Source organism: Psychroflexus curvus (assembly GCF_020164585.1).
In the GTDB taxonomy this organism is placed as follows: Bacteria; Bacteroidota; Bacteroidia; order Flavobacteriales; family Flavobacteriaceae; genus Psychroflexus; species Psychroflexus curvus.
On record NZ_JAIQZF010000001.1, the window covers coordinates 303909 to 329513 of the forward strand.

The window sequence follows — 25605 nt, forward strand, 5'->3', positions numbered from 1 at the left end:
ATTAAACTTTTATAGTTGGACTAGTTTTAGACGATTCAGCAGTAAAATTGTTGGCTTTTTTCATCAAACGTTGAAATCTAAATCAAGGCTTATTATTAAGTTATCTGTAGTAATTTCATGTAAAATTGTATTTTCACTTGATATTAAATAATTTCTATTATGAAAAAAATCCTTACAATTTTATCATTTATTTTCATATCCATTCCCAACTCTTACAACCAAACAGCAAACAATTATCTTAATGAAGGAAATGAGAAAATGGAGTTACAAAACTACAGAGGGGCAATTGATGATTACACAAAAGCTATAGAAATTAAACCTGATTATTTAGAAGCCTATTTCAATAGGGGAAACGCTAAACAAAAACTAGAAGACTACGGAGGAGCTATAGCTGAATATACTAAAGCTATAGCGCTTGAACCTAATAAATTGGAAGCGTATTATAATAGAGGGAATGCTAAGCTAAAACTAGAAGATTATAAAGGAGCAATTGCTGATTATTCAATAGTAATAGAAATTAATCCTGCTGATTCTAAAACGTTCAAAAACAGAGGTCTGGCTAAAGCTAATTTGGAAGACTACAGAGGGGCTGTTGCTGATTATTCAAAAGTTATAAACATAAATCCTGCTGACTTTAAGACCTTTAATAACAGGGGTCTTGCCAAAGCGAATTTAGAAGATTATAGTGGTGCAGTTGCTGATTACTCTAAAGCTATAGAGCTGAATCCTGCTGATTCGGAACTCTATTACAACAGAGGTCTCGCTAAAGCTGAATTAGAAGACTATAGTGGAGCAGTTGCTGATTATACAAAAGCTATAGAATTTAGTCCTGAAAATTCGGAACTATATTATGACAGAGGAAATGCTAAAGCAGGGTCGAGAGACTACAAGGGTGCTGTAAATGACTTTTCAATGGCTTTAGAAATTAATTCAAATTATTCAGAAGCCTACTTTAACAGAGGTTTTTTTAAAACCAAATTAGAAGACTATGAAGGCGCTGTTGCCGATTTTTCAAAAGTTATAGAGATTAATCCTAATAATTCGGAGGCTTATCTTAATAGAGGTCTTGCTATAGCTTTTTTAGGAGACAACAGTGGAGCAATTGCTGATTATTCAAAAGCTATAGCACTTAGCCCTGATAGTTCGGAAATGTATTATAATATAGGCAATGCTAAACTAAAATCAGGAGACTATAAAGGAGCAGTCACTGAATACACAAAGGCTTTAGAGCTTGGTCTAAATACTCCGGAAGTGTATTACAATAGAGGAAATGCTTTAGCAGGATTGAAAGACTTCAAAGCTGCTATAGACGATTTTACAAAGGCTTTAGAAATCAATCCTGACTATTTGGAAGCCTATTTTAACAGAGGATTTATCAAATCAAAATTAGAAGACTATAAAGGAGCAGATACTGATTATTCAAAAGCTATAGAACTAAATCCTGATGATTCTAAGGCCTATATAAATAGAGGTCTTGCCAAAGCTGATTTAGAAGACTATACTGGAGCAATTGCTGATTATTCAAAGGCTATAGAGCTTAGTCCTGATAACGGGGAAGTGTATTACAATAGAGGAAATGCAAAAGCTGGGTTGAAAGACTATAAAGCTGCTATAGAAGACTTTACAAAGGCTTTAGAAATTAATCCAGAGTATTTAGAGGCCTATTTTAATAGAGGAAATGCTAAATTAGAATTAGAAGACTATAAAGGCGCAGTCACTGATTTTACAAAAGCTATGCAAATGGATCCTGGTAATTTCAAAACCTATAAAAACAGAGGTCTTGCCAAAGCTAATTTAGAAGATTATATAGGTGCAGTTGCTGACTATTCACTGGCTTTGGAACTTAATCCTGATGATAATCGAACCTATAAAAACAGAGGTCTTGCCAAAGCTAATCTGGAAGACTATAGAGGTGCAGCTGCTGATTATTCAAAAGCTATTGAGCTTAATCCTGATAATTTTGAAACCTATATTAACAGGGGTTTTGTCAAAGTAAAGTTAGGAGACTATAAAGAAGCAGTAGCCGACTATTCAAAAGCAATAGAAATGAACCCAGATTTTATGGAAACGTATTTTGATAGGGGAAACGCAAAATTAAAATTAGAAGATTATATTGGAGCTGAATATGACTACACAAAAGCTATAGACCTTAAACCTGATTATTTAGAAGCCTATTTTAATAGAGGAATCATAAAAATGAATCTGGATAAAATAGATAGCGGTTGTTTAGATTTTTTAAAAGCCGCAGAATTAGGAAGTCAAAAAGCTAATGATATCATAAGGGACTATTGCAACTAAACCTCCTTGTTTTTAATGGCTTTTGAAATAAATTATTATGAATCAATAACTTATACTGAATTTATTTATTTCCAAAGTAGTTTAATACTTTGAGGTCCAGTTTACTCAAACAAAAAAACGCTCAAGTTAGCCTTGCGTTTTTATTGCTTTTGACTCTTCACTTGTGATAACGACAGGATTACATATCCTGAGTGCGTTCTCTGCTGGAAATGCAAAACCATGGCTTTCGCCATTTTGCTTTTTATATTTACCATGCGTATACAAAAGCTATGCTTTTGACACTTGTGTAAAACATAAAAACCACATTCGTTAGAATGTGGTTTGTGCTTGTCGTGATCGCGACAGGAAGTAGTTTTTATACTTAATTTATACATATATATACTTATCATAAACTTTTCTACCTTGAAACTTTTATAATTGTTATATTAAGTATGAATACATATAATTTTTGTCGGGAAGATGTCGGGAAATAAAACGCATTAAAAGTTATCATTAATTTATATTTTCGGTAAATTAAATCAGTGTTTAAATGAATTAAATGACCGACTTCTTAAACTACATTGATTAAAGTGTCTTCCTGAGCTTTCATTTCTCCTATTGAAACCGCCTGAAGTCCATTTTCTTTGAGCAACTGTTCAACCTTCAAATGTTCTCCTTCTTCAACAGCAATTAGCAGACCTCCGCTCGTTTGTGGATCGCAAAGAATTTCTTTGTAGCGCTCGTCTTTCAAACTGGTATGATGCCCGTAACTTTTCCAGTTTCTATAGGTTCCCCCAGGTATGCATCCTTGTTCAATATATTTATGTACTTCATCAAATACAGGAACTTTATCGAATTGGACCTCTGCAGATAAGTGACTTCCTTCACACATTTCAACCAAATGTCCCAAAAGTCCAAAGCCGGTAACGTCTGTCATCGCTTTTACACCCTCGATTTTTCCAAGTTCAAAACCGATAGAATTCAGTGTGGTCATGGATTTGGCTGCAATACCTATATCCTTTTCATCAATTTTTCCTTGTTTGCCAGCTGTAGATAATATCCCAACGCCCAAAGGTTTGGTGAGATAAAGTTTACAGCCTTGAGTGGCTGAATCATTTCGCTTAAGGTGCTTTAAATCTATTTTCCCGGTTACCGCCAATCCAAAAATGGGCTCAGGACTGTCAATGCTATGTCCGCCTACCAGTGGACTTCCCACTCTTGAACACACGTCACGACCGCCAGCTAATACTTCTCTGGCAACTTCAGCAGAAAGTTTATCGATAGGCCAGCCAAAAATTGCAATTGACATGATAGGCTGTCCACCCATAGCAAAAATATCACTTATGGCGTTGGTTGCTGCAATTTGTCCAAAGGTAAAAGGATCATCCACTATAGGCATAAAAAAATCTGTAGTAGTGATAATACCGGTGCCATCTCCCATATCGTAAACGGCAGCATCATCGCGTGTACTGTTTCCTACAATAATATTTTTATCCAATACTTGTGGCTGATCCGTATGCAGCATCTCCGATAACAAAGCAGGTGATATTTTGCAGCCACATCCAGCTCCGTGACTATATGCGGTCAGTTTGATGTTTTCCATTTCTTTCATATGTTTTAGTATATCTAGTGCATTTTGATGATGATTCGTTGAAGCTAGTTTGAGTTTTCTTATTCCGGAAGTCAATTTTTTTTGAATTCCAAGTAAATAGTATTTGTCGTAATAATTGAGCGTCATCAACGCCACATTATAATAATCTTTGCAAGCTAAAAAATCTAAGGCTTGTTGTGTTCTAAGTCCTCCCAGACGCTTCTTTATTCTTAGGATTCCATCCTTCAAAAACTCATCTCCACAATCTGCATACCCATTCACCAGATGTTTGGCGCGTTCTTCTTTGGGTATTTCCAAAAATAATACTTCAGCCTTATGCATTTGATGAAATAATGAGGCTGGTAAAATCACTTTACCAATATTCTGACTTTCATCCTCCAGCCAAATGATTCTCTTTAAATCTAATTTAGAAAACTGGTACTGCAAATTGTTTTCAAATTGCTCTACACTTGGCTGTTCTCCTTGACCAATACCCCCAAAAGCAGAGCCTTTGTGATTCGCAAAGCCTTCTAAATCTATGACCTGTTCGCCTTGTTTCTGTAATTCGTGAAGGATTTCAGTTTTCCCACTCCCCGTATAACCACCAATAATCTTTAGAGGAAAAGACGTTTTAAAATAATCAAGAACAAAGTTTCTAAAAGCTTTGTAACCGCCTTCTATCACTTTTACTTCATCGAACCCGTTAGCCATTAAATGTTCTGCAAAAGATTGACTTCGCATCCCTCCTCTCCAACAATGAATAATTACAGAACCTTTTGAAGCTACTTTTTTTGCTTCCTGGATATAAATTTGAAGTTTAGGATTAACATAAGTGTAGCCTAACTCAATAGCTGCTTCTTTGGATTGCTGCTTATAAACAGTTCCTACATGTACCCTCTCTTCATTACTGAATAAAGGAATATTGTATGAATTTGGAATATGACCCTTTTCATGTTCTGAGGGAGAACGGACGTCAATAATCGGCAATTGAAGGTCTAAAGCTGCTTGTATGTTTATGAAATTAACCATACACAAACATAGAGTTTATTAATAGTCATTTAAATTATGAATGGAAGTTTTCACTTTAGTTTATTAATTGAATGCTAACTATTAATTCAACACTAGTTTTAAGGAAAACGTAGGCTGTCTAAAATATTTTGAAAAAAAAATGTATAAACTTTATAATACCCTCATTTCTTTAGACCAGTTTTAGCTGCTTCTTAGTTGAATTCTTAGGCTGCATTTTTATACTTTCTTATTGGTTTTTGATTTATTCCCTGATGGTTTTTGTTATGATATTTATCTATCCATTTTTTAATTCCTCGGTACAAAGTTATACCATCATAAGCTGGGTTTAAAAAGATGTGTTGGTACTTAATGGTTCTCCAAAATCGTTCAATATAGATATTATCTAAAGCTCTTCCTTTGCCATCCATACTAATTCTTATTCCTTCATCCTTTAAAAAATCCACATAAGCTAAACAGGTAAATTGACTTCCTTGATCAGAGTTCAATATCTCAGGCTTGCCTTTGGTTTTTATGGCGTTTTTGACCACTACTATGCTTGCCTGTGCATCTAAGGTGTTAGATAATCCCCACGCCATAATAGCTCGGCTATATACATCAATTATAGCCGTAAGGTACATAAACCCTTTATGCATAGGTATGTAGGTTATGTCTATCTCCCATACCTGGTTAGCTCACTCTATTTTCAAGTCTTTTAAGAGATAAGGATGTACATACTTCTTTTCTCCCAGAACTGTTAAGTGTCTTCTAGGATAAATAGGTCGAATGTTAGCCTTACGCATTAGACGCCTTACACGCTCATAGCTAGCCTTAATGCCTTTATCTTCTAACATGGATTGCATAGTGAGAACTCCAGCTGTTGGTTCCTCTAAGATGTGCTTATCCATAATTTGCATTATTTTTAAGTTTTCTGGCTTTTCACCTAAGGGTTTATAGTACAAACTACTCCTTGATAAATTTAGAAGCTCACATTGGTTTCTAATACTTAATGAGAGGTCCTTTTGTTGTAAAATCAATTCTTTTTTCATTGCAGTAGATCCAAAGTCTTCAAGCTTTTTTTTAAATAGTCTCGCTCCATTTCAAGCTTACCAATTTTTGCATAGAGCTTATCCAAATCAACTTCCTGCTCTTTTGGTTTAGATGATTTTTTATCAAAAACATCGCTGGATTTTTCTAAAAACTCTTGTTTCCATTGACTGATTTGGTTAGGGTGCAATTCAAAACGTTCGGCTAGTTCCGATAAGCTATACCGCTCTTTTAAAGCTTCAATAGCTACTTTTGTATTGAATTCTGATGTGAACCTGCCGGCCGGAACAGGCGGGTTTTCTTCGTGATTTTCTCATTTTGTCCATAATTTAAAGTTAATAAATTTTCAACTTAACTAATGGTCCGATTTTGTAGAGGTATTATAAAGATATGATTATGACCATTGGTTTTCATGATGCGATGATTCCAGAAGCCCAAAAACAAGGAGCCATAATCTGGATGAATAAAATCATTGACTCGATAATAGAGCAGGCTCAAATATGGATTTATGAAAAATGTCAAAAACACGACTTTGATTTTGAAGAACTAAATAATATCAAATAAAATTAAAATGACAAGATTCTTTTTTCTTTTATAGGCTTTTAAAGAGAACCTTCTTACGGAATGAATCCAAATAAATAATCAGCTTATGAATTCCAAAATAAATGCAATTCTATCTTATAAATGAGTTAGATTTCAATCTTTTCTAATTAATTAATTAAGAAGCTATTTTATGTAGCTTTACGACTAAAAAAATGTCGGGAAGATGTCGGGAAAATAGGGGTGTTTAAAAAAGAACCCCCTGTGTTTACAGGGGGTTAGATTAAATAGGTGTGATCGCGACAGGATTCGAACCTGTGACCGTCTGCTTAGAAGGCAGATGCTCTATCCAACTGAGCTACGCGACCTGTTTTTGCGAGTGCAAAGATAGAAATAATCTTCTTTTACGCAACTAATACATCTATTTTTATAAAATAAAAAAGCCCCACATAAAGTGAGGCTTTCATATCTGTAAGCTTAACTACTTAGCCTTTTTCATTCCTTCTTCAATCATTCCGAAGAATTGATCCAGCTTAGGAAGAATTACAATTCTAGTTCTTCTGTTTTTAGCTCTGCCGTTAGCCGTTTCGTTGCTAGCTACAGGGATGTATTCACCTCTTCCAGCTGCAGTCATTCGAGTAGGGTCTACATTGTACTCTTCCTGCAAGATTCTTACAACAGAGGTAGCTCTTTTTGTACTTAAATCCCAGTTATCTTCGATGTTGGTTCTTGAAATAGGATCATCATCTGTATGGCCTTCTACCATAAACTCGAAGTCTTTCTTGTCATTAACCACTTCAGCAACTTTAGCCAGAACTCTTTTAGCTTCATCAGTTACTTTGTATTTACCGCTTCCAAATAATAATTTATCTGAAATGGACACAAATACAACGCCTTTTTCAACATTGATTTGAATATCCTCGTCATTGATATCATTCAATGCTCCTTTCAAGCTTGTCACTAATGCTAAGGTTACACTATCTTTTTTGTTGATGGCATCGTTCATCGTTTTAATTTGAAGATCTTTTTCTTTCATACTTTCCAATGAACGCTCTAAATTTTCAGCACCTTTTTTGGAAATAGTAACAATATCACTTTGAGTATCTAATATGGCTGCATTAGTACTTTGTAGCGTTTTAATTTGACCTTCATAAGAAGCTCTTAGTGATTTTTTTTCATCTTCGCAGGCAGAAAGTCTCATTTCAGCTGAATTTAGCTGGTCTTTAGTGTTTTGGTACTTGTCTTCCATTTCTGAAAATTTCTTGTTAGAAACACAAGACGTCATTAAGATACCTGTAATGGCAATAGCAAATAATTTTTTCATGTTTTTTATTAATTTTAGTTATACAAATTTAAATTCTATTCGTTTAAAAAGTCAAGGCTTAACAATTATTTATTGTCAGGTTTCAATTGGCTAAACCTATATATCTTACGTGCAAATCTATACCAAACTATGCTACCCACATAAAATCTTTGATTCTTTTTTTCTAATTGATTTCTTTTTTTTAGCAGTTCAGGAATCAGACCATAAAAACTGATATGGGCTTTGAAAACGGCAATAAAGTGAAAGAATTGCCCTTGGATCAAAAACCGTATTGCAGCTAAACCATCCAAAACCATTCTAATAAAAATTACCGGGATTGGATTTTTTTGTGAATTTTTTAAAAGGCTACTTAAAGAGTTTCGGAAATTTAAAAATGTTTTTCTGGGGCTTGAACTTGATAAGGTTCCGCCGCCCTGATGATAAACTTCACTTTGGGAAGCATACCAAATCGAATAGCCTGAATTTTTAAGCCTCCAGCACAAATCAATCTCCTCCTGATGTGCAAAAAAGCTTTCATCGAATCCTTGAGCTTCTCTAAAACAGTCTTTCCGAATGGCGAAACAAGCACCACTGGCCCAAAAAATCTCAAGATCTGTATCGTATTGTCCTTTATCTTCTTCTATGTGATCAAAAATACGACCTCTGCAAAAAGGATAACCTAAAGCATCAATGAATCCACCGGCGGCTCCTGCATAATCAAACTTTCCAGGATGCTGAATAGATTTTATTTTAGGTTGAATGGCTGCTATGTTACCAGAGGTTTCAAATATAGAAAGCAGTCCTGTAAGCCATCCATGAGTGACCTCTACATCATTATTCAGGAGGATATAAATATCTTCCTCTACATACTTAAGGGCTTCATTATACCCGCCAGCAAAACCCAAGTTAGATTCATTTTTCAAAATGACTACCTCGGGAAATTTCTGAGTTAATAACTCCAGGGAACCGTCCGTAGAGGCATTATCTGCTACATAAATTTTGGCATTTTCAGAATGGGTCACAACAGATGCAAGGTACCGCTCTAGCAGTTTCTTACCGTTCCAGTTCAAAATAACAATTGCTACGTTCATACAGTTAATGTGAGGGCAAAGTTTCTAAGAAAACATAAGTTTCCTTTTTATAATCCATCTGGCAAAAATAATGCTTCAATCCGTTTGTGATCATCAAATACTCTGCTTTTAAAACCATGTTGTATCTGGCGATCTGATCGAAAGTTTCTTGATTTATGTCTATATGAGGGGCTTTGCATTCAACGACGAGTTCAATAGCGCCATCAGGTTTAAAGCCAACGATATCATAACGTTTGGAAATACCATTCAAGTGAATTTGTCGCTCTTCATTTAAAAGTGAAACTGAGTAGTTTTTTTCTGAAATTAAATACTTTACGCAGTGCTGTCTTACCCATTCTTCAGGAGTTAAGACAAAATATTTTTTCCTCAAAATAGAAAATATAGCAGGCTTATTTTCTTTACTTTTGAGCTTGAATGAATATTCTGGAAAATTCAATTTTAGCATAAGTCAAAGAAACAAAATTGAATCAAATTGAAGCTTACCTTATATGAAGGATTTTAAATCTATACTCGCAGACCTCGATCAAGGCAAATTTTCACCTATCTATTTTTTAGTAGGGGAGAAAGAGACTTTTTTTGTAGATCTTATAGCCAACAAAATTGAGCAGACAGTGCTTTCTGAGGAGGAGAAAGCCTTCAATCAAAGCATTCTTTATGGTAAGGATGTCAGTATAGAGGATGTGATTGGTCAGGCTAAACAATATCCAATGATGGCAGAGCATAGAGTCGTTATTGTAAGAGAAGCTCAGGAGCTGATGAAAACAATCGAAAGTTTGTCCTCTTATGTGGAACAGCCTCAGCAGAGCACTATCCTGGTGTTTTGTGTCAAGTACAAAAAAATGGATGGTCGGTTGAAAGTGACTAAGCTTTTAAAGAAAGATGCCATTTATTTCGAAACCAAACCCCTTTACGATAATCAGGTTCCGCAGTGGATTTCCGAAACCTTATCGGCTTCAGGCTATTCTATAGCGCCAAAAGCTTCAGAGATGCTTGTCGAATTCCTGGGTAATAATTTATCTCTTATTTATAAAGAGCTGGAGAAACTTCAATATGTTATACCCAGGTCTACGAAAATCACTCCAGAACTCATCGAAGAAAATATTGGGATAAGCAAAGATTTCAATAGTTTCGAGTTGAATAAAGCGATCGGTATTAAGGACGAAGTGAAAGCTCAGCAGATTGTTTCGTATTTTGCTCAAAATCCAAAACACCATCCTTTACCATTAACGATAGCAACACTCAATTCATTTTTTAATAAATTATTGAGATACCACGCTTTGAAAGATAAATCACAATATTCAGCGAGCAAGGCTTTAGGTGTCAGTCCCTATTTTGTGAAGGATTACAGCTTTGCAGCACAAAAATATTCCATGAAAAAATCCAGCCAGGCCATTGCCCTGATCAGAGAAGTCGATATGAAAAGCAAAGGAGTGAAAGCCAATCAAATTTCTAGTGGAGATTTGCTGAAGGAATTATTGGTAAAATTGATGCGCTAGTTATTTTCAGCTTTTAACCGATCGATTTTCTTAGCAACATCATCTGCTTCCTTTAGTTTGGCATCAGATTTCTGTCTGTTACTTTTGGACAGATCAAAAGATTCTTTTTGAAGTTTTTTATATTCTTCCTGAAGTTTTTCTAATTCTGTTTTCTTTTTAAATAATCCGAACATAGCTTTTTTTTCAAAGTTAAATTTCAAAACTGATTCATGTTGTATTCTATATAGAATTAACGAAAGATTATTGAGATTTAAGGTTTTATCTGATCAATGAGATATTTCCAGTATACACTTTATCATTTAATTTGATCTGGTACCAATAATCGTCGGAGGGCAAATTTTTACCATTGTAAGTGCCGTCCCATTCAAATGGTGCCTTGTTTCCCCGGATTAGAACTTTACCATACCTGTCGAAAATAAGGATTTTGAATGTATCAAAATGAGCATCCCCTCCAATCTTGAAGGTATCGTTTTGGAAGTCAGCATTAGGTGTGAAAAATTTGGGGACATCTATATAGAGGAACTCCTCTGTCACTACCCCGCAGCCATTATTTTCACGAACATAAACAGTGTATAAACCACCCTCTAAGTTATTAAATACGGGTTCGCTTTGAAAACTAAATCCATCTATAGAATAGCTAAAATCACCCTCGAAAGTGGTTTTGATAACCAATGCGTTATCAGTTTTAGAGATATTTGCGATTATAGGGGATGGAATAGTCTCAATTCTAAATTCCTTGGAAACAACACAATTGTCTCCAGTAGTTAATTCAAGGGTATAAACTCCTGCACTGTCAACCACAATCGAACGACTAATCTCTCCAGTACTCCATAAATAATCTACATGACTATAATCCTCACTCAGGCTTATACTTTCTCCTTCACAAATTTCTAGAGTTTCATCGAAAAGTTCCGGAGTTTCATAAACAGCGTATTCTATAGCCACACGATCGGGATTGGTACAGTTTCCCTCTACCGTTGTGGCTTCAGCATAAAAAGTGCCATTATTTTCAGGCTCATAGTCAAACGTATCTTCTGCTAATAGATTGCCACCATTTTCGCTGTCGTACCAATCCACTCTAATAGAGGAGTCAGCTTCCACGGCAACTTCCCGCACTACACCATCACAAATAAAAACTTCTCCGAGACTGACAGGGTCAATAAAATCAATTTTTTCAACCTCAAAAGTTGTGGAAATACTATTGCAGGAGGTGTTATTGATATTCATTGGGTCTTCAGCAACCAGTGAGCGAAAAAATTGAGTCTCATTCACTTCTGAAATGATTAACTGGTTATCGGTCTCGCCAGGTATACTGGTCCAGTTTTCACCGTCAGCACTGCTTTGCCATTGATAGCTGTGGGTGTCGTACACGCTGAAATCGGGGTTGGCCTCTAAAGTCAACTTATTCACAGTCTCCCCTTCACAAATCTGAAGACTAGTAACACCGTTTTCGTTTACGATTTCGGTAAAATCACCACAGGATTTAAAAACAATATCATCAATAGCTAAGTCATTTCCACAACCACCTATACCATTATTAATCATTTTCAAAATCACAGAGTTCTGTCCAGGTGGGGTCGTGAAAGTTAAAGCAAACTGCTCCCATACTGGAGAATTAGTCCCGTAAATATCTCCTGTATTGCCTTCAGCTAGAATGTTAGTATCAGTTTCATCCCAAATCTGAAATTTAACATTGACAGGAATTTCTATTCCAGAACATACACCGTTACCTGTATCATAAACATTCATCAAAAAAGCTGAAAACTCGTAGGAGTTATTGATACAGAGTCCATTAATCGGAATTTGATAAAATAAACCTGATTCAGAACTAGGGTCATCACTAGCATTTACAATGAGCGCTTTTCCATTTGCGTTCCCTGTATGATCTGAGGCGTTATGAAAGCTACCAAGTTGCATTAAATTATTAGAAATGGTATACTGTCCATCCTGTGGAGCTTGATTCACAAATTCGTAAGTAGTAACCTCTGAAGTAAGTGCTGGCCCATTTTCTGTCCCCTGACCAAAATCTTCTTCAAAAATGGGATCACCAGAATTTCCCTGGCAAAAGCCTAAGCCAGACTGTGCTTGTAAACTTAAACTTGCTAAAATGAATACTACTCCTGTTATTAATTTTTTATTCAAAATGACATCGATAAATTAAGTCTGTAAAAATACGATTACTGAAAATAAGAAAGACCTATTCTTTTTACGAATAGGTCCTAAAACTAATATACTCTAAAGGGTGAAGGCTTTTGATTTTACGATTACCCCATAATATTATACCCCCCGTCCACATGTCTTATTTCACCGGTGATTCTTCCGTAAGGTCTTAACAGGTGTAAGACTTCGTGAGCTAAATCTTCAGGCAGGGCATTGCCTAGCGGACTTTTACGATGCGCGTGTTCCACATCTTTCTGATTAAGCGTAGCATTTCCGGCTTTACTTCCCATATAGGGAGAAAAACGTATACAATTCACCCGCGTTCCATTTTTTCTACCCATTTCATCGGCAAGTTCAACGGTTATGCGTTCCAGAGCAGCTTTAGCGATGCTGATGTTTCTGTAAGGGTGAAAAGTAACTTTGGAAGCCGCAATATAGCTTATGGAACAAATAGAAGCATCGGCGTTTAAAAGGTTGTTTTTGAAAAGATGACTCGTCAGACTGATCAAAGAAAACGCAGAGACTTCCATGGTATCGCAAAATTCTTTAAAAGTCACATCCAATAAAGGCTTCACAACTTTGTTCCGTATGGTTTTATCCATGGCAATCGCATGTAAAAAACCATCGACTTTTATTTTTTTTGCTTTCAGTTGCTCGCAAAAATCTTCAATGCTGTCATCCACAGATACATCCAGTATTTCTGTTGGGGTGTCTTTACCCAATTCCTGATGAACACTGTCCTGGAAGTCTTTAAAATTTTGATTTAGAAAAGACTTGGCTTTGTCTGATAAGTCTTCGTGAAACTTACTTACGCCGAGTCCTGTACAAATGACCTGGCCACCGTTTTCTTTAATTTTTTTGGCCACATACATGGCCAGCGAATGCTCATCTGCAATTCCTGTGATGAGATATGTTTTTCCTTTAAGCATGTCTTAAATTTTGATTACCATTTATAAAGTGCAGTTCCCCAGGTCCATCCAGCACCAACGGCTGCAAACAGGAGTAAATCCCCATCCTTAAACTTATTTGCCTTATGCACTTCGTCTAATACCAAAGGAATCGTTGCCCCTGATGTATTAGCATACCGGTCCATATTGGTCATCACCTTATCGAAAGGCATATGTATCTGTTTTGCAATAGATTTCAGAATACCAATACTAGGCTGATGTGGAATCATAAAACTTACATCATCAATAGATGTCTTTGTTTTTTCTAATAGCTCATGTATAGATTCAGGAACTACTCTGGTTGCCGTATCAAACACCTCTTTTCCATTCATTTGAAAATAATGCATTCTTTTTTCTAAAGTTTCTTTAGAACATGGAGTCTCAGAGCCACCACCTGGGATGGTGAAATGTTCTTTTCCACGTCCGTCAGAATGTAAATTGAAGTCGATAAAACCTTTGTCCTCATCGGTTTTACTCAGAATTAATGCTCCTGCACCATCTCCAAAAAACACAGAATCTCTGCGTTCCCAGTCGATAATATTGGAAAACGTATCGGCACCAATAACCAATACATTATTGTATACTCCATTTTTGACAAATTGATAACCCACCGAAATGGTGAATAAAGCACCAGAACAAACAGCGGCGACATCAAAAGCTACAGCGTTAAAGGCTTTCATTTTCTCCTGAACAAAACAGGCACAGGAAGGTGCCTGCCGGTCTGGAGTAGTTGTTGCCACAATGATAAGGTCGATATCTTCCACCTTAAGGTTTGCATTCTCCACAGCATCAAGGCCGGCTTTGTAAGCAAGGTCACTTGTAGCTTCATCTTCTACAATTCGGCGTTCTTTAATTCCAAGTTTATTGAAAATCCATTCATCTGAAGAGCCTACTTTTTCAAAAAAAGAATTAGGGACTATTTTTGGAGGGACATAAGCTCCCGTTCCACTGATATATACGTTAGGCATAGACGATTATTTATGCGTTAAGTGGCGAAATTTAAGTTTTTAATTCACTTTTCAGAATAAAACTGCTAAAAGACTTTTAATTTTAACATTTAACTCCTTGCCCTAACTAAGATTCAAATAGGTCTGAGGATAAGTAACGATCTCCGCGATCACATATAATACTTACAACAACTCCGTGTTCCAGGCCTTCACAAAGTTTGACTGCCGCAGCTGTAGCGCCACCAGAACTCATTCCTGAGAAAATGCCTTCTTTTTCCGCGAGGTACCTGGCCATTTTTTTAGCTTCTTCTTCATCAACCTCATAAATGTGGTCTACGCGTTCAGGATCGTAAATTTTAGGCAAATATTCTTCAGGCCATTTGCGAATACCTGGAATCTTGGTCCCTTCAGCCGGGTGAACACCCACAAGCTGGATGTCTTTGTTTTTTTCTTTTAAAAATCGAGAAGTTCCCATAATAGTTCCGGTTGTTCCCATTGAGGAAACAAAATGGGTTACTTTTTGGTCTGTATCTCTCCAAACTTCTGGACCAGTTGATTTATAATGCGCTTTCCAATTGTCTTCATTTGCAAATTGATTGAACATATAGTAATTGCCAGTCTTTACCTTTTCTTCTGCATAATCTCTGGAATACATGATGCCTTTCTCACCATCGGTAAGGGTAACTTTAGCTCCATAAGCCATCATGGTTTGCACGCGTTCCTGTGTGGCATTTTCGGGCATGACCAACTCAATATCCAGGCCAAAAATCCCGGCTACCATAGCCAGGGCTATTCCCGTATTTCCACTGGTTGGCTCGATAAGTTTAGTGTTTTGGTCAATATCTCCACGTTCCAGTGCCGATTTGATCATATTGTAGGCCGCGCGGTCTTTGACACTTCCTCCAGGATTTTGGCCCTCCAGTTTGAGGTATAATTTTACATTTGGATTTTTCACCAAAGTTTTAGCCTCTACTATGGGCGTATTTCCTATAAGATCTAATATGCTTTTACTCATGATTTTTATTTTCGTTGATTTTAACCATAGATTTATGGGTGACAAAGGAATTGCTGGGTACAGATTTGGTTAACCAGACATTTCCACCGATGGTTGAGCCTTCGCCAATGACGGTATTCCCTCCTAAAATAGTAGCATTGGCATAAATGGTAACGTCGCTTTTTATAGTTGGATGTCTTTTTTGGTGCTTCAAGTTTTTATCCACCAACAAAGCTCCAAGTGTAACTCCCTGATAAATTTTTACCCTATCCTCAATTTTGCAAGTTTCGCCAATCACGACTCCAGTAGCATGATCAATAAAAAATGGATTTCCGATTTCAGCTCCGGGGTTAATGTCAGTTCCAGTAGAAGTGTGAGCGCATTCAGACATTAAACGGGGTACGATAGGTAAACCAAACTCCAGTAGAGCATGACTCAACCTGTAGATGGAGATAGCATAGAATCCAGGGTAAGCCAGGTAAACTTCATCTATAGAATTGGCTGCAGGATCATTATCTTTGATAAAGCAGGCGTCATTATTCAGTTTCTGAAGAATATCGGGAAGTTTTTTCATGAAATCTGTCCAAATCTCTCTACATGGGTCTTCTTCCTTAAAGCAAACCAAATCTGCTAAGATTTTGAACTGCAGTTCCAATTCATCCATCCCGGTGGTGACGTCGGTTTCCTTATCAAAAAGTGTGAGAAAAAGCTGTTCAGTGAACTTTATAGTCTTGTTTTTGATTTGATATAAGTTGGAAACTTTAGCTTTCTCTACTTCTATCTTCTGAATAATATCTTGTTTCAATTGTGATGACATATAACTAATTTAACAACTTTGAATCAAATGATCAAAATTGCTTATAAAATGTGAAAGTAAGAGTTCAAATGCTAAGTACAACTTCCATTCTTTAATTTTAAACTTACTTTACAATTTCTCAACATAGAAGGCACAATTTTTAAATGGATATTTGCAAAAAACCAAGATGCCAAAAGTTTTAATTGTTGGAGCAGGATTGAGCGGGCTATCAACTGCTTATGCTTTAAAGGATTCAAATTTCGATATTGAAATTTTAGAAGCCAGATCAAGACCTGGAGGTCGGATTTATACTAAAAAAACAAATTCCGTTCATTTGGAATTGGGAGCGACCTGGTTTGGTCCACAGCACACAAGTCTTTTGGCGCTAGTCAGGAATTTAGAAATTCCGTATAAACAGCAGGAAAACGGGAGGGAAGCACTTTACGATTTCAGGCCCAAAGGCTCTGTTGAACGTTTTCAAATACCAACTCAGGGATCACCTACTTTCAAATTTGAAAACGGAACTTCTGAACTTATCAATAAATTAAAGCAGGAAAGTTCAGTTAAAATTCATTATGACAAAGTCGTAAAATCTGTTAAATTTAATGATCGTTTTTATGTGGAAACTGAGCACAATCAGTTTGAAGCGGATTATTTAGTGATAAGCATTCCTGTTCAATTGATAGCAGACAGTATTGAATTTGAGCCTCACCTTTCAGAGTCGTCAAAAGTTTTATTTTCGAACACACACACATGGATGTCAGATTCTATCAAGTTTTCTGTTGCGTTTGATTCAGATTTTTGGAAAAAGGATGGATTTACAGGTACTCTGATGAGTCCTCAACAAATTATACAGGAAATGTATGACCATAGTGACGTGAATACTTCACAAAATGCACTTGTAGGATTTTTAAACTCAGGCTATTCTAAACTTTCAGAAGAAGACAGAAAAACTCAGGTTTTAAAACACCTTAAAAGTGTTTTTTCCAATAAAACAGCGCCTAGTCTGTCTTATGCCGATGTCAATTGGAGAGATGAAAAATTTACTGTTCATGAAAAGGCTGAGTTGCTCGTTCCACATCAAAACAATGGAAACCCTCGGCTAAGAGAAGGTTTTTATAATAACAGCCTGTTTTTTTCAGCCTCCGAAACGGCAGCACAAACGCCTGGATATATGGATGGAGCCGTTCATCGAGGACTAGAAGTAGGAGAATTGCTTTTGAACAAATTAACCTGAAGCTTTTATGTTTATTTCTGAGATTTTTTCTAAAAGAAATAAGTAGTCCTCACGATGGGCTACAAAGTCCAAATCTGAAATATCGATGATTTTTACGTCGATCTTATTTTGAGAGTTGAAAAAGTTCAGATAGCCATTATGTATGTTTTTCAGGTATTCTGGCGAAATATTTTGTTCATATTCTCGACCTCTTTTCTTGATGTTACTTAGTAAACTTTCTATGTTTTGATACAGATAAACATATACGTCTGGTTTTGGAACTTCGCTGTACATGATATTGAAAATCTTCTTGTACAAGGCATATTCGTCTTCCTGAAGGGTAACTTTAGAGAAAATCAGAGATTTGTTGGGATTATAATCTGAAATCGCAAAGTCTGAAAATAAATCGAGCTGTGAGATATCATCCATCAATTGTTGATGCCGATCTGCCAAAAAGGACATTTCAAGTGGAAAAGCAAAGCGAGCTTGGTCTTCGTAGAATTTAGGTAAAAATGGATTGTCTTTAAAACGTTCCAGAATCAATTTTCCATTAAAATCTTCGGCAATCATTTCTGCCAGGCTGGTCTTTCCCGATCCTATGTTTCCTTCAATAGTCAGGTAATTCACCTGTCTGAATTCAGCTTTTTTAGGTTGAATTCGGTCTGAGATAGCTTTAATTGGAGATACATCTTTACTGCTTTTCACCAAATACAAAATGTCTTGGTTTAAGAGAGGGTGGACAAGATTTGGAACCAAATCTGCTAAGGGATACAACACAAAATTCCGTTCAGTCAATTTTGGATGGGGAACTTCCAGGGTTTCGGTAGTTATGATCTCTTCACCATAAAATAGTATATCAAGATCTATTGTTCTGGCCTGGTAACCTTTGTCTTTTATTCGAGTTCTACCTAGCTTGAGTTCTATAGCCAGGAGTTTTTTTAGAGTGATTTCAGCAGAAAATCTGGTTTTAACCTCTATAACGACGTTTAAGAAATCTTCACCTTCAAACCCCCAGGCTGGTGTTTTATAGACCTTGGAAACCTGTGTTACATCACCAATTGTTTTATAAATTTCAAGAACTGCTTCCTCAAGTGAATCAAGTTTATTGCCCTTATTGCTTCCTAAGGCAATATATGTTGTGGTGATGTTATTCAATCTATTTAGAAAATTTTATTAAATATTGATTTACAATCGACTGTCAAATTAAGTGTTTGCTTAGATTTGAATCTTAAATTTGCTTCAAAGGTAAATATCAAATCCAAATATAATTGACAGCAGTACAAAAATTTTCATCAGACCGCATTTATCTTATTTTAGGAGCTTTGTTTATTACTTCTTTAGTCGTTTCCAATCTTATCTTCCAGAAATTTTTTTATTGGGATTTCTTTGGTCTATACAGATTTGAAATTTCTGTCGGTGTTTTGCCATATCCTATAACTTTCTTAATTACAGACTCTATAAGCGAAGTTTATGGAAAAAAGAAAGCTAACCAGGTAGTTACTTTAGGTATTTTTGCTTCCGTATTTTCACTGCTTATTATAATGGTTGCAGATGCTGTGCCTTCAACCAGCTGGTCTCCTGTGAGTAATGAAATATTTACTGATGTATTTGGGGCAACGACTATTGCTGTTGGTGCATCGATGATGGCCTACTTGCTTGCCCAATATGTGGACATCTACATTTTCCACTTTTGGAAAAAACTGACCAGGGGAAAGCATCTGTGGTTAAGAAATAACTTCTCTACGTTTTTATCTCAATTTGTAGACACCTTTGCGGTGGTTTTTTTACTTAGTGTTTTCGGGGAACTGAAGTGGGAACTCTTTTGGGGGCTTCTTTTAAGCGGGTTTCTTTTTAAAGTGCTTATCGCCGTTATAGACACGCCTTTTTTGTATTTAATCGTTTATTTTTTGCGTAAAAAATTTAACCTCGAACCGGGTGAAGAATTGCCTGAATCCTAGCCTCCTGAAGTTGAACAATTCTAAATTTTAATTCTTTTTTGGGTATAAAGGAAATGGCTTTGTGTAATTTTAGGTCAAATTTTATTTATGAAAAAGGCACTTAAAATTATAGGAATTATTGTTTTACTATTAATCATAGCTTTATTTCTTACCCCAGTCTTATTCCAGGGAAGCATAGAGAAAATGGTGAAAAAAGCAGCCAATGATAATGTTAATGCTCAGGTGGAATGGTCTTCTTTAGACTTGAGTTTATTTAGAAATTTTCCTAATGCCAGCTTAAGCTTAGAAAAGCTAAGGCTTATAAACGAAGCTCCTTTTAAAGGGGATACTTTGGTTTATGCTAAAGAGTTCAACCTCACTATGGGAGTTATGCAGCTTTTTAAAGATAAAGGTTTAAGTATCGATCAGATTTATTTGAATGAAGCTTTTATCAATGTAAAGATCGATTCTCTTGGCAATGCTAATTATGACATAGCCAAAGCTCCAGAAACTTCTAAATCCTCGGGTGAAACAAAAAAACCGTTTCAACTAAATTTAGACCACTACGAAATCAATTCTTCTAAAATCAACTATCTAGATGAAAGTGGAACTATATTTTTAAAACTGAAAGATTTTAATCATAGTGGTGACGGTGATTTTAAATCTTCTGTATTCACCCTACACACCCAAACAGATTCTAAGATTTCTTTTGATTATGACGGAGCCAATTATTTGAAAGATAATTCGATCGTATTGGATGCCGATTTAGAAATGGATTTGGAGAATATGAAGTTCTCTTTTTTAGATAATGAAGCTATAATTAATCAGCTTCCTCTAAAATTTGAAGGTTATGTTCAGCTTTTTGAAGATTATAATGATATTGATATTCAATTTTCAACACCGTCTTCAGATTTCAAAAACTTTCTAGCATTGATTCCTGAAACTTATGCTGCAAACCTTGATGGAGTTACTACGACGGGTGATTTTAAATTAAATGGGGTAATCAAAGGGAAAGTAGATGATACATATATTCCAACCTTAGATATTTCAGCGTCAAGTTCAAATGCTTCGTTTCAGTACCCAGAGTTACCTAAAAAGGTGGAGGATATTTCAATTGATGTTGAAATCAAAAATGAAACAGGACTTGTTGAAGACACTTACATCAATTTTAACGGTGTTAAATTCAGAATAGATCAAGACCGATTTGCTGGCAGTGGAACTATAAATAATCTGACAACCAATATGTTAGTTGACTTTAAAGTAGATGGGGTATTAAATTTGGCAAATATTTCTAAAGCTTATCCACTTGATATTGAACAGAAATTGAATGGAATTTTAAACGCCGATTTAGCAGCTAATTTTGACATGAACTCCGTTGAGCGCGAAGCCTATCAAAACGTAAATGCTAAAGGCTCTATGAAGTTATCTAAGTTTGATTATGCTTCACCAGAACTGGCAAAACCTCTTCACATTGATGTGGCTACAGTCAACTTTACTAGCAATACGGCTAAACTAAATAATTTTGAAATGACGTCTGGTTCTACAGACTTGAAGATGACAGGAAACTTGACTAATCTCCTAGGCTTTGCTTTTTCAGACCAGCCTTTGAAAGGCAATTTTAAGGCGACATCAACCAATTTTGACGTTGCTGATTTTATGGTAGAAGCTGATACAAGTTCTGAAATTTCAGATACTCAAACAGCATCTGGCTCTTCAGCTGAAGCTATTAAAATCCCAGAATTCCTTGATATTTCATTGAATTTTGATGCAAAAAGTGTAAAATATGATAATCTTGTCCTGAAGAATGCAACAGGAAGTCTGGTTTTAAAGGAAGAAAATGCCATATTAAAGGGCATTAATGCAGATATCTTTGGGGGTAACATCAATTTAGATGGAATGGTATCTACAGCGGGTTCTCCAAATTTTGATATGAAATTAAGCCTTAATACAATCAAGATTTTAGAGGCTTTTGAGCAAATGGAACTGGTAAAGGGCTTAGCACCTATTGCTCAGGCCTTGAATGGAATTGCTTCTACAGAAATTTCTTTAAAGGGAAATCTCACCAAAGACCTAATGCCGATTTACACGTCTCTAACGGGTAATGCCCTCGCGAAAGTTATCAACGCAGAAGTACAAAAAGATAAAATGCTTTTATTGTCTCAATTGAACACTGAATTTAATTTTTTCGATTTTGATAATCTGAAAGTCAAAGACTTAACTGCTAAACTGAATTTTGATAACGGCGCTATTAATGCTGATAATTTTGATTTCAATTTTGATGATATTAGAGTTGATGTGTCTGGCAAACACACATTCAGCAATGAATTAAATTACAAGTTGAAATTTAATGTTCCTGCCAAATATTTTGGAGATGAAGTAGGGGGTAAGCTGGCTCAACTAAGCAATACAGATTTAAGCAAAATGAGCGTGGATGTCCCTGTGACCTTGTCCGGAAATTTTAAAAATCCTAAGGTTCAGGTAAACACTCAAAATGCAATACAAAGCCTGACGTCACAAATCATTCAGACTCAAAAGGAAAAGGCTACAAATACAATAAAAGACAAAGTTGGAGATCAGATTAATTCTATCCTTGGTGGTAACAAAGCTAAAGACAGCACTCAAACGGATAGTACCCAAACCAAAGAAGAGTCAGTCAAGGACAAAGTGAAAGATATTTTCGGAAATTTTACCAAAAAGAAAAAAAATAATTAGATTTGAACAAACATTATAGTTGATGCTAAGTCATATAAGAGAGGGACTCTTTGGAAAAAATATTCTTGGATTCTTAATACTTGTGTTTTTAAACTCGAGTATAGATGCTCCTGATATATACCTTAAATGCATAGATTATAACGAACAGGAGACAATTATAGAACTTATAATTGAAAAAGGTTTAGGTTTTGAAGACGCTTTTGGCGAACAGGCTCATGATAATGAACTTCCGGAGAATTCAGCTTCAAAGAAAATTCAATTAGACCTAATTAATACCCTATATAGTTCTAATTTTTCATCTTTTAATTTTAATACTAAAGATAGGTTGACTATCAGCTATTTGGATTTAATTTATAGTCAAAATCATTCAAAAATATTTTTACCCCCTCCAGAATTTAGAGTTTAAATTTTCAATTTTTACAATCAATTATAACTCTAATTCATTAAAACAATGTCAACATTAATTTCGTTGAGAATAGCCTTATTCTCAGTATTCGTCATATGCTCTATTTCTGTATTTAGTCAAATTACAAAACAAGAAAAAGATAGTATTTATATAGCAGAAACCGAGGAACAAGAAAACTTATCAGCCAAAGTTCTACATGCAGAACCACTCTATATTGATCTGATTAGGGATCTCGGTGCAAGGAAAGGGGAAAGAGAATGGAACCTAGGCTTTGGTATTAAGGACAATAACAATTACGAAGAATACGAAACTTTACTAGAGTATGAATGGGCTGTAATAGATCGTTTAGGTTTGGAAGTAGAACTTCCGTTTACGTTCTATTATGACAGACGAGGAGTATCCAATGGAGAAAATAGTTTACCAAGGAGTAAACTGGAAGGTCTTCAGTTAGCAGCTCAATATACATTTCTTGTCGATCCCAAACACAATTTATCTATGGCGGGGGGATATCTTCATAAATTTACAATGAATGCGTTTGACAATTATAGTTCAAGTCGTTTATTTACAGGAAACTTAATAAGTCCCTTTTTGGTAGTTGCAAAACGGTTTGGGACAAACTTCCATTCCTTACTCTATACTGGTCCCTTGTGGGAAAGAGGGTTTAGCGGTTTTGAAAACGAATTCTTTTATCAGATAAATTCAAGTTTTCATTATATGATTACAGGAACTCGTAACTTTATTGGTTTAGAAATCAATAAAATTGTCTTATATGGAAATTTAGAAACCACCTTAAGACCTCAAATGCGTTTAGGGATTTCGGAACATTTGATGATCGGAATAGTAACAGGAATTCCTATTGAAGCCAATAATGACAGGTTTAGCACATTTTTTAGATTAATTTATGAGCCAAAAACTAAGCATTAACCTTTTTATTTTAGTTATTTTACAATCTTTCATTCACCTAAGCTATAGTATGAAAGCTCAAGATTACCACATATATCCAGAATCTATAAAAGATGAAATCGAGCTAGCCTTGAAATATTTTCCTCAGTTGAAAAATGTCAAAATCACTTTCAAGTTCAAATCTGACATTAAAAAGTCGACTATGCAGGCTCAGCCAAGGTTCAAAAGTCTGTTTAAACCAAGATCGAAGCGTGAATATTATATTTTTATAAGTGAAAAATTCAAAATTTCTGATAAAGAATTTAAAACTATAAATGTCCCACCAGACGTCATGACGGGTTGGATAGGGCATGAGTTGGGGCATGTTTTGGATTACGAAAATCGGAGTGTTTTAAACCTGATTTGGTTTGGGGTAAGATACTTGTATATGGAAAAACATATTGTTGAGGCTGAGCGTGCTGCAGATACCTTTGCGGTGAATCAAGGTATGGAAGAGTTTATCCTGAAGACGAAAGACTTTATCCTAAATCATGCAGATATTGATGAAGATTATAAAAAACGAATAAAACGGTTTTACCTTTCACCAGAAGAAATAATGGAAATTGTACAAGAGCGCTAATTAGTGCTCTTGTACAAATTTTTCCCAGTCTTCGAATTTTTCTTCACTCATTACCCGTTCCATCTTTACTTGCCCGCCTTTCTTTTTGTTTCTCGCATTCCAATCGTAAAACACTTTAGGTTTTATAAGGTTGACTTTGACTCCTTTTAATGCTTTAGTTCTGGCGACTTTATAATTCTTATTGGCGGCTTGTAGTGCTTCATCCAAAACATCAGCAACTTTTGAAGTGTTTAAGTCAGTGTTTGAAGCCCCGAGATACCAAAAGTGGTAAAATTCATCATCATCAGCACGCTTAGCACAAATGGTGTATTCTGAAATATCCATATCAAACTGATCTTCCAGTTCCTTCATAGCTGCATCCATTTTGTTTACAGAAAGCTGAGAACCAACCGTATTTAAAAAGAATTTGGTTCGTCCGGTGATTTTGATTTCAGCTTTATCAATATCCGTAAATTGAATGGTGTCTCCAATGCTGTAACGCCAGGCACCACTCACCGTGCTGACAAGAAGTACATAATCCTGATCGAGTTCAACATCCTCAATACCTATACTTGGTGAGTCTGGTTTTAAAGAACCATCCTGGTTGATATATTCTGGCTGGAAGGGTACAAACTCAAAAAAGATTCCGTTATCGGTCAAAAGTTGCATGGAACCTGTCTCTGGTCGGGTTTGTAAGGCTATAAATCCCTCTGAAGCTAAGTACGTATCAATTACTTCAACCGGCTTACCCGTTAAGCGCTTAAAGCTTTTTTCGTAAGGTCCAAAGGCAACCCCGCCAGAAGTGTAGACTTTTAGATTTGGCCAGATGTCGTGAATGTTGTCAACTTTATGATAGTCGATTACTTTTTCCATCATGAGTTCCATCCAGGAAGGAATCCCGCTTAAGGCACCTATATCCCAGGTCTTAGCATTTTCAGCAATCTTCTGGACGCGTTCGTCCCAGTCATCGATTTTTGAAATTTCTTCTCCTGGTTTGTAAAATCCTCGAAACCAAAACGGAATTTTACTGGCGCTTATTCCGCTAATTTCCCCTTCAATGTGGTTATTGTTTTTCTCCAGATTGGTGGAGCTTCCCAACATCATGATTTCCTTTTCAAAAAAATCAGCGGGTAAGTTGAAGTTTTCCATCGCCAAAACCTGTTTGATCCCCGCATTTTTAATGGCTTCAATCATATCATCGGTTACAGGAATCCGTTTGCTTGTTTTTCCTGTTGTTCCAGAGCTCAAAGCAAAATAGTTAGGATGCCCTGGCCAGGTGACATTATCTTTACCTTCATGAAGCTTGTACCACCACTCATTATGGATTTTATCATAACTAAAATAAGGTATAGTGGATTTAAATTCTTGATATGAGTTTTTAGAATTTAATAGTTTGGAAAACCCAAAGTGTTTTCCAAATTCTGTATGCTTCGCTTTCTCGAGCAGGAATTTGAACGTTTCTCTTTGATTTTCAACGTGATTCGTTTCAGAAGAAATTGAATTTCTAAGGTTGATAACGCCCTTTATGAGGTTTCCTATGATAGCCATGGATGAAAATTTTTAGTAAATACTAAACTACTATAATGCTAGTCTTTTTTTCTGAATTTAGTATTAAAATAAAATTAATCTGTACAGATCA

The 25605-nt window shown here is 35.8% G+C and carries 22 protein-coding genes, 1 tRNA gene and 3 pseudogenes; 9 read left to right on the top strand and 17 right to left on the bottom strand.

The window, feature by feature from the left end:
* The first annotated feature begins 159 nt into the window (after positions 1–159).
* Positions 160–2298, top strand: coding sequence for a tetratricopeptide repeat protein (locus LB450_RS01250; protein WP_224486026.1), 2139 nt, complete (start codon positions 160–162; stop codon positions 2296–2298).
* A gap of 550 nt (positions 2299–2848) precedes the next feature.
* On the opposite strand, the gene selD is transcribed toward LB450_RS01250, so the two are convergent.
* The 5 genes and pseudogenes from selD to LB450_RS13890 all read right to left on the bottom strand — a co-directional run.
* Positions 2849–3880, bottom strand: coding sequence for a selenide, water dikinase SelD (selD, locus tag LB450_RS13670; RefSeq protein ID WP_262902680.1), 1032 nt, complete (start codon positions 3878–3880; stop codon positions 2849–2851).
* A 21-nt stretch (positions 3881–3901) separates the two neighbouring features.
* A pseudogene (mnmH, locus tag LB450_RS13675) lies at positions 3902–4897 on the bottom strand (tRNA 2-selenouridine(34) synthase MnmH); the annotation flags it as partial.
* Between the two features lie 203 nt (positions 4898–5100).
* Positions 5101–5556, bottom strand: a pseudogene (locus LB450_RS01260) (transposase); the annotation flags it as partial.
* A gap of 12 nt (positions 5557–5568) precedes the next feature.
* Positions 5569–5922: an IS3 family transposase gene (locus tag LB450_RS13745; RefSeq protein WP_224486029.1), complete on the bottom strand. Its 354-nt coding sequence runs from the start codon at positions 5920–5922 to the stop codon at positions 5569–5571.
* Positions 5919–6185: pseudogene (locus LB450_RS13890) on the bottom strand (transposase); the annotation flags it as partial. The pseudogene LB450_RS13890 and the gene LB450_RS13745, both read right to left, overlap by 4 nt.
* Before the next feature lie 131 nt (positions 6186–6316).
* On the opposite strand from LB450_RS13890, the gene LB450_RS01275 reads away from it, so the two are divergent.
* The gene (locus LB450_RS01275) at positions 6317–6484 is read left to right on the top strand and encodes a hypothetical protein (RefSeq protein ID WP_224486030.1); all 168 of its coding nucleotides are present in this window, start codon (positions 6317–6319) and stop codon (positions 6482–6484) included.
* A 270-nt stretch (positions 6485–6754) separates the two neighbouring features.
* On the opposite strand, the gene LB450_RS01280 is transcribed toward LB450_RS01275, so the two are convergent.
* The 4 genes from LB450_RS01280 to LB450_RS01295 all read right to left on the bottom strand — a co-directional run bounded on the left by LB450_RS01280 (position 6755) and on the right by LB450_RS01295 (position 9299).
* Positions 6755–6828, bottom strand: a tRNA-Arg gene (locus LB450_RS01280).
* A gap of 113 nt (positions 6829–6941) precedes the next feature.
* Entirely contained in the window at positions 6942–7784 is an 843-nt protein-coding gene (locus LB450_RS01285) for an OmpA/MotB family protein (protein ID WP_224486031.1), read from the bottom strand.
* A gap of 65 nt (positions 7785–7849) precedes the next feature.
* Positions 7850–8854, bottom strand: a complete 1005-nt coding sequence (locus tag LB450_RS01290) for a glycosyltransferase family 2 protein (RefSeq protein WP_224486032.1) — start codon at positions 8852–8854, stop codon at positions 7850–7852.
* 4 nt (positions 8855–8858) lie between these two features.
* Positions 8859–9299, bottom strand: a complete 441-nt coding sequence (locus LB450_RS01295) for a type I restriction enzyme HsdR N-terminal domain-containing protein (RefSeq protein ID WP_224486033.1) — start codon at positions 9297–9299, stop codon at positions 8859–8861.
* A gap of 43 nt (positions 9300–9342) precedes the next feature.
* Between LB450_RS01295 and holA the strand changes: the two genes are divergently transcribed.
* Entirely contained in the window at positions 9343–10350 is a 1008-nt protein-coding gene (holA, locus tag LB450_RS01300; RefSeq protein ID WP_224486034.1) for a DNA polymerase III subunit delta, read from the top strand.
* Here holA and LB450_RS01305 read toward each other — a convergent pair.
* The 6 genes from LB450_RS01305 to LB450_RS01330 all read right to left on the bottom strand — a co-directional run bounded on the left by LB450_RS01305 (position 10347) and on the right by LB450_RS01330 (position 16215).
* Entirely contained in the window at positions 10347–10523 is a 177-nt protein-coding gene (locus LB450_RS01305; RefSeq protein ID WP_224486223.1) for a Lacal_2735 family protein, read from the bottom strand. The genes holA and LB450_RS01305 overlap by 4 nt on opposite strands.
* Positions 10524–10608: 85 nt before the next feature.
* Complete coding sequence (locus tag LB450_RS01310) at positions 10609–12492, bottom strand: T9SS type B sorting domain-containing protein (RefSeq protein ID WP_224486035.1); 1884 nt, start codon at positions 12490–12492, stop codon at positions 10609–10611.
* Positions 12493–12614: 122 nt separating this feature from the next.
* On the bottom strand, positions 12615–13439 hold the full coding sequence (locus tag LB450_RS01315; RefSeq protein WP_224486036.1) for an SDR family oxidoreductase: 825 nt from the start codon (positions 13437–13439) through the stop codon (positions 12615–12617).
* 14 nt (positions 13440–13453) lie between these two features.
* The gene (locus LB450_RS01320; protein ID WP_224486037.1) at positions 13454–14425 is read right to left on the bottom strand and encodes a 3-oxoacyl-ACP synthase III family protein; all 972 of its coding nucleotides are present in this window, start codon (positions 14423–14425) and stop codon (positions 13454–13456) included.
* 106 nt (positions 14426–14531) lie between these two features.
* Complete coding sequence (gene cysM, locus LB450_RS01325; RefSeq protein ID WP_224486038.1) at positions 14532–15419, bottom strand: cysteine synthase CysM; 888 nt, start codon at positions 15417–15419, stop codon at positions 14532–14534.
* Entirely contained in the window at positions 15412–16215 is an 804-nt protein-coding gene (locus LB450_RS01330; RefSeq protein ID WP_224486039.1) for a serine O-acetyltransferase, read from the bottom strand. The genes cysM and LB450_RS01330 overlap by 8 nt, the downstream gene beginning before the upstream one ends.
* Positions 16216–16381: 166 nt before the next feature.
* On the opposite strand from LB450_RS01330, the gene LB450_RS01335 reads away from it, so the two are divergent.
* The gene (locus LB450_RS01335) at positions 16382–17431 is read left to right on the top strand and encodes a flavin monoamine oxidase family protein (RefSeq protein WP_224486040.1); all 1050 of its coding nucleotides are present in this window, start codon (positions 16382–16384) and stop codon (positions 17429–17431) included.
* On the opposite strand, the gene folK is transcribed toward LB450_RS01335, so the two are convergent.
* Entirely contained in the window at positions 17423–18565 is a 1143-nt protein-coding gene (folK, locus tag LB450_RS01340) for a 2-amino-4-hydroxy-6-hydroxymethyldihydropteridine diphosphokinase (protein WP_224486041.1), read from the bottom strand. The genes LB450_RS01335 and folK overlap by 9 nt on opposite strands.
* Before the next feature lie 113 nt (positions 18566–18678).
* On the opposite strand from folK, the gene LB450_RS01345 reads away from it, so the two are divergent.
* The 5 genes from LB450_RS01345 (at position 18679) to LB450_RS01365 (ending at position 23987) form a co-directional block, all read left to right on the top strand.
* Positions 18679–19368: a queuosine precursor transporter gene (locus LB450_RS01345; RefSeq protein WP_224486043.1), complete on the top strand. Its 690-nt coding sequence runs from the start codon at positions 18679–18681 to the stop codon at positions 19366–19368.
* A gap of 87 nt (positions 19369–19455) precedes the next feature.
* Positions 19456–22059, top strand: coding sequence for an AsmA-like C-terminal region-containing protein (locus LB450_RS01350; RefSeq protein ID WP_224486044.1), 2604 nt, complete (start codon positions 19456–19458; stop codon positions 22057–22059).
* Between the two features lie 22 nt (positions 22060–22081).
* The gene (locus LB450_RS01355) at positions 22082–22465 is read left to right on the top strand and encodes a hypothetical protein (protein WP_224486045.1); all 384 of its coding nucleotides are present in this window, start codon (positions 22082–22084) and stop codon (positions 22463–22465) included.
* A 45-nt stretch (positions 22466–22510) separates the two neighbouring features.
* Positions 22511–23389 carry an HAEPLYID family protein gene (locus tag LB450_RS01360; protein ID WP_224486047.1) on the top strand — a complete coding sequence of 293 codons (879 nt, stop codon included), beginning with the start codon at positions 22511–22513 and terminating at the stop codon, positions 23387–23389.
* Between the two features lie 49 nt (positions 23390–23438).
* Positions 23439–23987, top strand: coding sequence for a hypothetical protein (locus LB450_RS01365; RefSeq protein ID WP_224486049.1), 549 nt, complete (start codon positions 23439–23441; stop codon positions 23985–23987).
* On the opposite strand, the gene LB450_RS01370 is transcribed toward LB450_RS01365, so the two are convergent.
* On the bottom strand, positions 23988–25514 hold the full coding sequence (locus tag LB450_RS01370; protein WP_224486050.1) for a GH3 family domain-containing protein: 1527 nt from the start codon (positions 25512–25514) through the stop codon (positions 23988–23990).
* Between the last annotated feature and the right edge of the window lie 91 nt (positions 25515–25605).

Coding starts and splice junctions, on each gene's coding strand:
- LB450_RS01250 (WP_224486026.1), top strand. CDS start 160: ATGAAAAAAATCCTTACAATTTTATCATTTATTTTCATATCCATTCCC.
- selD (WP_262902680.1), bottom strand. CDS start 3,880: ATGGAAAACATCAAACTGACCGCATATAGTCACGGAGCTGGATGTGGC.
- LB450_RS13745 (WP_224486029.1), bottom strand. CDS start 5,922: ATGAAAAAAGAATTGATTTTACAACAAAAGGACCTCTCATTAAGTATT.
- LB450_RS01275 (WP_224486030.1), top strand. CDS start 6,317: ATGACCATTGGTTTTCATGATGCGATGATTCCAGAAGCCCAAAAACAA.
- LB450_RS01285 (WP_224486031.1), bottom strand. CDS start 7,784: ATGAAAAAATTATTTGCTATTGCCATTACAGGTATCTTAATGACGTCT.
- LB450_RS01290 (WP_224486032.1), bottom strand. CDS start 8,854: ATGAACGTAGCAATTGTTATTTTGAACTGGAACGGTAAGAAACTGCTA.
- LB450_RS01295 (WP_224486033.1), bottom strand. CDS start 9,299: ATGCTAAAATTGAATTTTCCAGAATATTCATTCAAGCTCAAAAGTAAA.
- holA (WP_224486034.1), top strand. CDS start 9,343: ATGAAGGATTTTAAATCTATACTCGCAGACCTCGATCAAGGCAAATTT.
- LB450_RS01305 (WP_224486223.1), bottom strand. CDS start 10,523: ATGTTCGGATTATTTAAAAAGAAAACAGAATTAGAAAAACTTCAGGAA.
- LB450_RS01315 (WP_224486036.1), bottom strand. CDS start 13,439: ATGCTTAAAGGAAAAACATATCTCATCACAGGAATTGCAGATGAGCAT.
- LB450_RS01320 (WP_224486037.1), bottom strand. CDS start 14,425: ATGCCTAACGTATATATCAGTGGAACGGGAGCTTATGTCCCTCCAAAA.
- cysM (WP_224486038.1), bottom strand. CDS start 15,419: ATGAGTAAAAGCATATTAGATCTTATAGGAAATACGCCCATAGTAGAG.
- LB450_RS01330 (WP_224486039.1), bottom strand. CDS start 16,215: ATGTCATCACAATTGAAACAAGATATTATTCAGAAGATAGAAGTAGAG.
- LB450_RS01335 (WP_224486040.1), top strand. CDS start 16,382: ATGCCAAAAGTTTTAATTGTTGGAGCAGGATTGAGCGGGCTATCAACT.
- LB450_RS01350 (WP_224486044.1), top strand. CDS start 19,456: ATGAAAAAGGCACTTAAAATTATAGGAATTATTGTTTTACTATTAATC.
- LB450_RS01355 (WP_224486045.1), top strand. CDS start 22,082: ATGCTAAGTCATATAAGAGAGGGACTCTTTGGAAAAAATATTCTTGGA.
- LB450_RS01360 (WP_224486047.1), top strand. CDS start 22,511: ATGTCAACATTAATTTCGTTGAGAATAGCCTTATTCTCAGTATTCGTC.
- LB450_RS01365 (WP_224486049.1), top strand. CDS start 23,439: ATGAAAGCTCAAGATTACCACATATATCCAGAATCTATAAAAGATGAA.
- LB450_RS01370 (WP_224486050.1), bottom strand. CDS start 25,514: ATGGCTATCATAGGAAACCTCATAAAGGGCGTTATCAACCTTAGAAAT.